The organism is Citrobacter sp. wls757, from assembly GCF_005280935.1.
GTDB lineage: Bacteria > Pseudomonadota > Gammaproteobacteria > Enterobacterales > Enterobacteriaceae > Citrobacter > Citrobacter portucalensis.
In genome coordinates, this window is the sequence record NZ_SZWU01000060.1 from 286,390 (window position 1) to 293,952 (window position 7,563).

Consider the following 7,563-nt stretch of genomic DNA (forward strand, 5'->3'; position numbering starts at 1 on the left):
ACAGCCTTAATCGACCAACAAAAGCATACTGTCTCGATCTACTACACGGATCTCTCCCTCGAACATATCTGAATCCTTTCTCTGCTAATTAAAATCGTGATCTTTACCGCACAATAAGATATAACAATTATATAACATTCTATTCACTAAAAAACACACAACCATCATTGATAAATTCACGCGATCGTTGGCAGGGGTACAATTCTAATGGCTGATAGTAGTGTAACTGAGAACGGGGCGCTGGCAGACGGCGATACCCGTCGTCGTATATGGGCGATTGTCGGAGCATCATCAGGGAATCTGGTCGAATGGTTTGATTTCTATATCTATTCATTCTGCTCTCTTTATTTTGCTCATATCTTTTTTCCATCAGGAAATACCACCACACAACTCTTACAAACCGCTGGCGTTTTTGCCGCTGGCTTCTTGATGCGACCAATTGGAGGCTGGCTGTTTGGCCGTATCGCGGATAAGCACGGGCGTAAAAAGTCCATGTTGCTGTCCGTTTGTATGATGTGCATGGGATCGTTGGTGATCGCTTGTCTACCGGGATATGAAACTATCGGTACCTGGGCGCCTGCGCTATTACTGCTGGCAAGGCTATTCCAGGGGTTATCTGTCGGTGGTGAATACGGAACCAGCGCGACCTATATGAGTGAAGTCGCCGTTGAAGGTAAGAAAGGTTTTTATGCTTCATTCCAGTACGTAACGTTAATCGGCGGACAGTTACTGGCATTACTGGTTGTGGTCATATTACAGCACACGTTAGAAGACTCTGCGCTCAGAGAGTGGGGTTGGCGTATTCCATTTGCGTTGGGCGCCGTGCTGGCTATTGTTGCGCTATGGCTGCGTCGCCAACTGGATGAAACCTCGAAACAGGATGTTCGCGCGCTGAAAGAAGCGGGTTCCCTGAAAGGTCTGTGGCGTAATCGCAAAGCTTTTGTCATGGTGCTTGGTTTTACCGCCGCGGGTTCGTTGTGTTTTTACACGTTCACAACCTATATGCAGAAGTACCTGGTTAACACAGCCGGTATGCATGCCAACGTAGCCAGCGGGATTATGACGGCGGCACTGTGTGTGTTCATGCTGGTACAACCGTTGTTCGGCGCCTTGTCTGATAAAATTGGCCGACGTACTTCAATGCTGTGTTTTGGCGCGTTGGCCGCGATTTTCACCGTTCCCATTCTGACAGCATTGCAAAGCGTAACATCCCCGTATATGGCGTTTGCTCTGGTGATGTGTGCTCTGTTAATCGTCAGTTTCTATACGTCAATTAGCGGTATTCTGAAGGCCGAAATGTTCCCGGCACAGGTGCGCGCTCTTGGGGTCGGCTTATCTTATGCGGTGGCCAATGCGCTGTTTGGCGGTTCAGCCGAATATGTCGCGTTGTCCCTGAAGTCTGTTGGTATGGAAACGACATTCTTCTGGTACGTCACTGCGCTGGCAGTAGTTGCGTTTTTAGTATCGCTAATGCTGCATGGGAAGGGGAAAGGTCTGCGCCTCTAGTAATGTGCCAGTTGCCAGACCGCATAGCCGGTAGATGCGCCTGCAACATCCCAGGCGAAGTCCTTCCAGCTCCAGCCGCTCCCTGCGGGACGGCTGTCCCATAGCTCTTTTGACGCACCCAGGCTGACTGAGAACATCAGGCCGATAGCCGCACTGCGATCGCGGCTGTTGCCCTGATGTTGGGCATATTCATTGCCGGCTGCGGCAAGCATGGCGGAGGCGATGAAGTGTTGAGCTTTGTCTTGCCCGCTCCACTGGTCGTTAGCCATATGGCTGCAGCCCGAAATGGCAAGGATACTGGTAAGAATGAACAGGCGCACCGTTGCCTCCATATGAAAAACCCCGTCACTGGACGGGGTCTTGATTACAGAATACGGCTAATTAATCTGTCGATACGAATACGGCGTAGTCGACGGATGAGCTTACGCACTTTGACTGGATAGTCAGCAATGCTTTGCAGGTCGCGATAGTGCTTAACGACGGTAGTATGCGTACGGATAAGCTCCAGCTCTTTATCGCGCTGAGGGATGAGCTCTTGCTTAGGATCGTGGATAAGGATGGCGTTTTCCAGATCCAGACGCCAGGCACGAGGGTTAAGGTTGTTGCCGGTGAGCAGCATCCATTTATCATCAACCCACATACCTTTCAGATGATAGGTGTTGTCATCATCTTTCCATAGGCGTACGACCAGCTGGTCGGTATTAACGTAATACTGCAATCTGCTCAAGAAACGGCGCAGATTTATTTCGTACAGATAAGGCAGCGCACCGATGATCTTGAATGGCTCATCTTCCGGGATGAAAAAGTCATTGGCGGTTTTATCACCGACAATGATTTCAACCTTTTTCCCTTCACGCAGCAGTTGAATGATATTGCGCACCAGTATGGCGGGAAGGTTGAAATAAGGGGTACAGATTGTGAGCTTGTGCTCTGCGCAGGGCATAAGATGGAAAATGGTCTTATTTAACAGACTGGATTTCCCAAGGCCCACCAGAGGCGTAACCGAAAGCTGTTCGTTATCAGCATCACCCTGAAAATGGAATGACGCATCGCGCAGTTCCTGACGGTACAGGCGGATGTCGTTTTTAATTTCTGGGCTTTTAGGGCGGTTGATATCATCAAGACGGTTAACGCCGCGACCGTTCATCAGGTTTTGCGTCACCCAATCGAACATGATATCGGCCATTTGCGCGTTGCGAATCAACTGATAACGGTCATAGCGATATTTATCATGCTGATGCAGGTAAACATCGTTCAGACTGGCCCCGCTGTACAGGACGCTGTCATCAATGATAAAGCCTTTGAAATGCAGGACGCCAAGCGCTTCGCGGGTGTTAATCGGAACGCCATAGACAGGAATATCGATACCAGGGTTTTCTTGCGCCATTCGGCAATACCAGTCAGCATTGGTATTGGATGCCGCAGCACCAATACGACCGCGCTGGGCTCGGTGCCAGTCGACAAGCACCCGGACATCCAGTTCAGGACGCTGCCGTTTTGCCGCATAGAGAGCGTCAAGTATGCCTTTACCACCGTCATCCTGTTCCAGGTACAGCGCAATAATGCAGATCCGTCGCGTCGCGCTGGCTATTTTTTCCAGCAGAGTCTCCCTGAAATTAGCGGGAGCATAAAAGAAATCTACATCATCAACTGACTGAGAAATCTTGGGTAGTTGGGCAAGGTGTTGTTGATGTTTATTACGCTTAAATTTTGACAACATCACAGTGCATTTCTTCTCTGTTCATTGAAGGGTCCTCTGTGCTATGCAGACGACATAAGCGGGCAATGATACCACCAGTACCCATTAATGTGGTCAACATTTCCAGTACCTTACTCACGATTCCTCACATTGGGCCAGATCAAGCGTTAGCCCAACAATTCCCTCTTCGAGCTGGACGTCAACAACAAACCCGAGTTTTCGGGCCAGGGCGACCATCCCACGATTGTTCGGCATCGTAATACCATTCAAACGTATAAGTCCGTGATCTCGAGTATAGGCAATTAATTTTTCCATCAATCGGCGACCCAGTCCAAGCCCTTTGAGATCGGAACGAACCAGTACGGCAAACTCAGCGTCTACGTTATCAGGATCCGAGATCGCTCGCGTTACGCCGAGGATCTCTTCGTGATTATCTTTACAACGCACCGCAACAAAGGCCATTTCCCGATCGTAGTCGATCTGCGTCATATTGGCTAAATCTTCGTGGGTAAATTCGTTGATCTCACTGAAATAGCGATAATAAAGATCTTCTTTTGTCACCTGAGAAATGAACTGCTGAAGATGAGGTTCATCCTCCGGCAAAATGGGGCGGAACAGACAGCGCTCGCCGTTCTTCAACTCCACCCACTCTTCAAGCTGATGAGGGTAGGGACGTACAGCCAGTCTGCTTTCGTTATCTCCCGTGAAAGGGGCAATATCCAGCGTAACGTCCAGCGCGGTAAATTCTCCGGCCGAGGCCAGCAGCGGATGAATATCCAGACGCTGAATTTCCGGGCAATCGACGATCAGGTTGGAGACCTGCACCAGAAGTTGGCTCAACCCGGCGATATCCAAAGGGCGCAGTGCGCTGCGCGCGCGGATCTTTTTATTTTTGATCCCCTGGATCACCAGATAACGCGCCAGATTCATGTTCAATGGCGGCAATGCCACCACGGCTTGCTCTTCCGGTCGCCACTCAACACCACCTTCACCCAGCATAATCAACGGGCCAAATACCGGATCGTGTTCAACGACGACACGAAGCTCCTGAGCGCCGGCGCGATTCGCCATACTTTGCACTAATAAGCCGTGAATGCGTGCCTGCGGCCAGGCCATTTTTACCCGATCGAAAATTGCATTGGCGGCCTGCTGCACTTCAGTGGCTGTACGCAGGTAGAGCATCACCCCCTGAACTTCTGATTTATGCGGAATATCAGGAGAACGCAGCTTGAGCGCCACCGGGTAGCCGATTTGCTCCGCGATGTGTACGGCTTCCGCGCTGTCGCTGGCGATCCACGTTGGCAGCGTGTGTAAGCCATAAGCCTGTAAAATCGGCTGCACTTCATGGGTATCAAGCGATGTCGCTCCTTCAGCAATTGCCCGCTGTAACAGATTATGCGCTTCGGCGGTGTTGGAGGTCAGGCTGTCAGGCAGCGCAGGCGTTTCTCGTAGCTGCTTCTGGTTTCGCCGATACTCCACCATATGCATAAATGCGGTGATGGTACCTTCCGGCGTGCGGTAGGTGGGCAGTCCGGCTTCGCTAAACAGTCTGCGGGCTTCCTGAGAGGAAAACTCTCCGCACCAGTTGGTCAGCAACGAGACGAATTTTCCTCGGGGGTGATGCTTTACCGCTTCAATCAATGCCAGTGCGCTTTCGGTTCCGGGAGCGGCTGCGCTGGGTGAATGAATCACCATCAGCGCGTCGAAATCCTGGCTGGCGAGCAAAATATCCAGCGTCTTAACGTAGTGTTCGCTGCTGGCGTCATCACGCAGATCCAGCGGGTTGGCGATATCAACATGTTCAGGCAATGCATCGCGTAATTTCTGGCAGGTGTCTTCACTCAACGTCGCCAACTTGCCATTTTTTGACCACAGTTCATCTAATGCCAGTGCGGCAGGCGCGGCCCCATTGCTGATGATCATCAGCCTGTCGCCACGTAGTGGACGCATGTGGCTCAGGGTTTCGACCGCCGAAAACAGCTCGTGAGTGTCTTGCACGCGTAATAAACCGGCACGCTGAATAGCGGCATCCCACGCAGGGTCCATCCCGGCGCTGGTATGCAGTAAACGCTGCGCCGCTGGACTACGACCGCTCTTAATCACCAAAATAGGTTTATTGCGCGAGGCGCTGCGGGCGGCGGAAACAAAGCGTCGGGCATCACTTAAATGCTCGAGATACAGCAATATCGCGCTGGTTTTGCTGTCGCGCGCCAGGTAATCCAGCAGCTCATCAACGTCGATATCCAGGCTATCACCCAGCGCGATAAAGTAAGAAAAGCCCATTTCTCTCTGCTGTGCCCAGTCGAGTATGGTATTGGATACGGCAGCGGATTGAGAGATAAAAGCCAGCTTGCCGCGCTTAATCGGGACGGGGGAAAAGCTGGCGTTAAGCCCTTGCCAGGGCGCGAGAAGTCCCAGGCTGTTGGGGCCCAGCAAACGTATGTTGTAGCGTGATGCGCAGGCCAGCAGCTCTGCGTGCTGCGCCGCGGGAGCTGAGAGAATAATGCAGGTTTTACAGCCTTTCTCGCCAAGCGCTTCGAGTAACGCCAGGTTACGGCTGGCATTGGTGCACAACACGGCGAGATCCGGGCTAAAGGGCAGGCTGTTGATATTGGGCCATGCCAGTACGCCCAACACCGCTTTCCATGCGGGCGTCACCGGTAAAACAGGTCCATTGAAACCGCCGGCAAGCAGGTTACGCATCATCAGGTAACCCGCGCGATTAGGCTTCATTGACGCCCCAATCACCGCAATGGATTTCGGTCGCAGTAGTGCTTCCAGACCACGCTGACTCATATCGGCTTCCTTAATGACACCAGTGACCGAATGATTTTAAACGTTTTCTGAGGAATCTGCTGTGACGCTTCCCTGATGTTGAGTTTTTCCTGCCAGGTAGCGGGTTTTAAAGCGAGTGAAATGATCGCTTAACCCTTCTGCGGCTTGCGTATCTCCCGCCAGATCCAACAAGGCGATGGCCACTTCGGCAGTGCAATATTGCCCTTCAGCGTGAACGCTACGCAGGTGGTAAGCAGAAAGGCGTGATAAATCAACGGAGATCACCGGTAGGTTATCGAGGTACGGGCTTTTGCGGAACATTTTACGCGCCTCAGGCCAGGTGCCGTCGAGCATGATAAACAATGGGGGCTTACCGGCTGGTGGCGTGAAAATCACTTCACGCTCTTCACCCGCATAGGAGGCCGGGAATACAACCATCGGCTGGTAATCCGGATTTTTCACCAGTTCCAGCAGCGCCTGCGGCGGCTCGGTGCGTGACCACTGAAAAGCCGTGGTATCGGGTAGAATATCAGCAATCAAACGCCCCGTGTTGCTGGGCTTCATCGGCTCGGTATCAAACATCACCAGACAAAAGCGACTTTTTGCCTCAGAGGGTGCCAGCGTTGCGCACAAGCAGAGTTTCTGCGGCAGCAGGCAGCGCTGACAGCGGCGAACGCGATTACCTCGGGCAAGGAAAGGACGCGTGGCGCGCGCGAGGCGCTCAGCGCGTAACTGAAGAACAGCGTTATCGGTCATGGGGAAACACGTTGAAAAACGCTATTGTCGCAGAGGTGAAAACGGGGCACAAGATGCGCCCCGTAGAGATTATAATGATTCGTTAAGCCAGCTATCAAACGGGGCTTTTGGTACAGCGCCGTTAAGCATGTCGACGATTTCCCCTTTTTTGAAAATCATAATGGTCGGAATGCTGCGGATACCGAAACGGGCGCTGAGTTCACGCTCGGCTTCCGTATTCACTTTAACAAAACGCACTTTACCGCTACGCTCTTCCGCGACATCTTCAAAAATCGGGGCGAAGTTACGACATGGACCACACCAGGGGGCCCAAAAGTCAACGACCACCGGGAGATCGTCTTTTAACAGTTTATCCAGTGTCTCACCGGTCGCATTGATCACCTCCCCATCAAACAGGTCGTGACCACAGCGTCCGCATTTAGCCGCTTCCTGGACACGATCGTCGGGGATGCGGTTGATAGCCTGGCAGCTGGTACAAACGGTATTCATAACTAACCTCTGGATGAGTGGAGTGGACTTCACGGCAGGAACGCCAGTATGTTTCTATTATGTTACATATTATCGGGGAGTCTGTTCTAAACAACAATGCGTTTTATTCAATGAGTACAATAGTCCTTAGCTTTTAAATGAAATAATGGCTAACGACGTGCACATCGGGTAATCTGCGCGCTTCGCGCAGAGCAGGTGGAGAAAAACATGAGCGACGAACTGAAGAACAAAAACGGCAAGGTCAAAGTGATGTACGTCCGCAGTGACGATGACTCGGATAAACGCACCCAAAATCCACGTACTGGCAAAGGCGGCGGTCGCCCCGGTACTTCCCGAGC

The 7,563-nt window shown here is 51.9% G+C and carries 6 protein-coding genes and 1 pseudogene; 2 read left to right on the forward strand and 5 right to left on the reverse strand.

Translation table 11 applies throughout. The features are described 5' to 3' along the window. The first annotated feature begins 207 nt into the window (after window positions 1–207). Window positions 208–1,506: an MFS transporter gene (locus FDW94_RS16270; protein ID WP_008785510.1), complete on the forward strand. Its 1,299-nt coding sequence runs from the start codon at window positions 208–210 to the stop codon at window positions 1,504–1,506. Here the strand turns inward: FDW94_RS16270 and FDW94_RS16275 are convergent. The 5 genes from FDW94_RS16275 to trxC form a co-directional block, all read right to left on the reverse strand. Next, entirely contained in the window at window positions 1,503–1,826 is a 324-nt protein-coding gene (locus tag FDW94_RS16275; protein WP_003838356.1) for a YfiM family lipoprotein, read from the reverse strand. The two genes, FDW94_RS16270 and FDW94_RS16275, sit on opposite strands and share 4 nt — an antisense overlap. A 44-nt stretch (window positions 1,827–1,870) precedes the next feature. Further along, window positions 1,871–3,226 (reverse strand): CDP-diacylglycerol--serine O-phosphatidyltransferase, encoded by a 1,356-nt coding sequence (gene pssA, locus FDW94_RS16280; protein ID WP_137378032.1) that lies wholly within the window; start codon window positions 3,224–3,226, stop codon window positions 1,871–1,873. A 114-nt stretch (window positions 3,227–3,340) separates the two neighbouring features. Continuing rightward, window positions 3,341–6,001: a protein lysine acetyltransferase gene (gene pat / locus FDW94_RS16285; protein WP_137377893.1), complete on the reverse strand. Its 2,661-nt coding sequence runs from the start codon at window positions 5,999–6,001 to the stop codon at window positions 3,341–3,343. Between the two features lie 36 nt (window positions 6,002–6,037). Further along, window positions 6,038–6,736 carry a tRNA-uridine aminocarboxypropyltransferase gene (gene tapT, locus FDW94_RS16290; RefSeq protein ID WP_137377894.1) on the reverse strand — a complete coding sequence of 233 codons (699 nt, stop codon included), beginning with the start codon at window positions 6,734–6,736 and terminating at the stop codon, window positions 6,038–6,040. A gap of 69 nt (window positions 6,737–6,805) precedes the next feature. Beyond that, entirely contained in the window at window positions 6,806–7,225 is a 420-nt protein-coding gene (gene trxC / locus FDW94_RS16295; protein WP_008785506.1) for a thioredoxin TrxC, read from the reverse strand. Window positions 7,226–7,432: 207 nt separating this feature from the next. Here trxC and FDW94_RS24375 point away from each other — a divergent pair. Then, window positions 7,433–7,563 (forward strand): annotated as a pseudogene (locus FDW94_RS24375) (tRNA/rRNA methyltransferase YfiF); the annotation flags it as partial.

Coding starts and splice junctions, on each gene's coding strand:
- FDW94_RS16270 (WP_008785510.1), top strand. CDS start 208: ATGGCTGATAGTAGTGTAACTGAGAACGGGGCGCTGGCAGACGGCGAT.
- pssA (WP_137378032.1), bottom strand. CDS start 3,226: ATGTTGTCAAAATTTAAGCGTAATAAACATCAACAACACCTTGCCCAA.
- pat (WP_137377893.1), bottom strand. CDS start 6,001: ATGAGTCAGCGTGGTCTGGAAGCACTACTGCGACCGAAATCCATTGCG.
- tapT (WP_137377894.1), bottom strand. CDS start 6,736: ATGACCGATAACGCTGTTCTTCAGTTACGCGCTGAGCGCCTCGCGCGC.
- trxC (WP_008785506.1), bottom strand. CDS start 7,225: ATGAATACCGTTTGTACCAGCTGCCAGGCTATCAACCGCATCCCCGAC.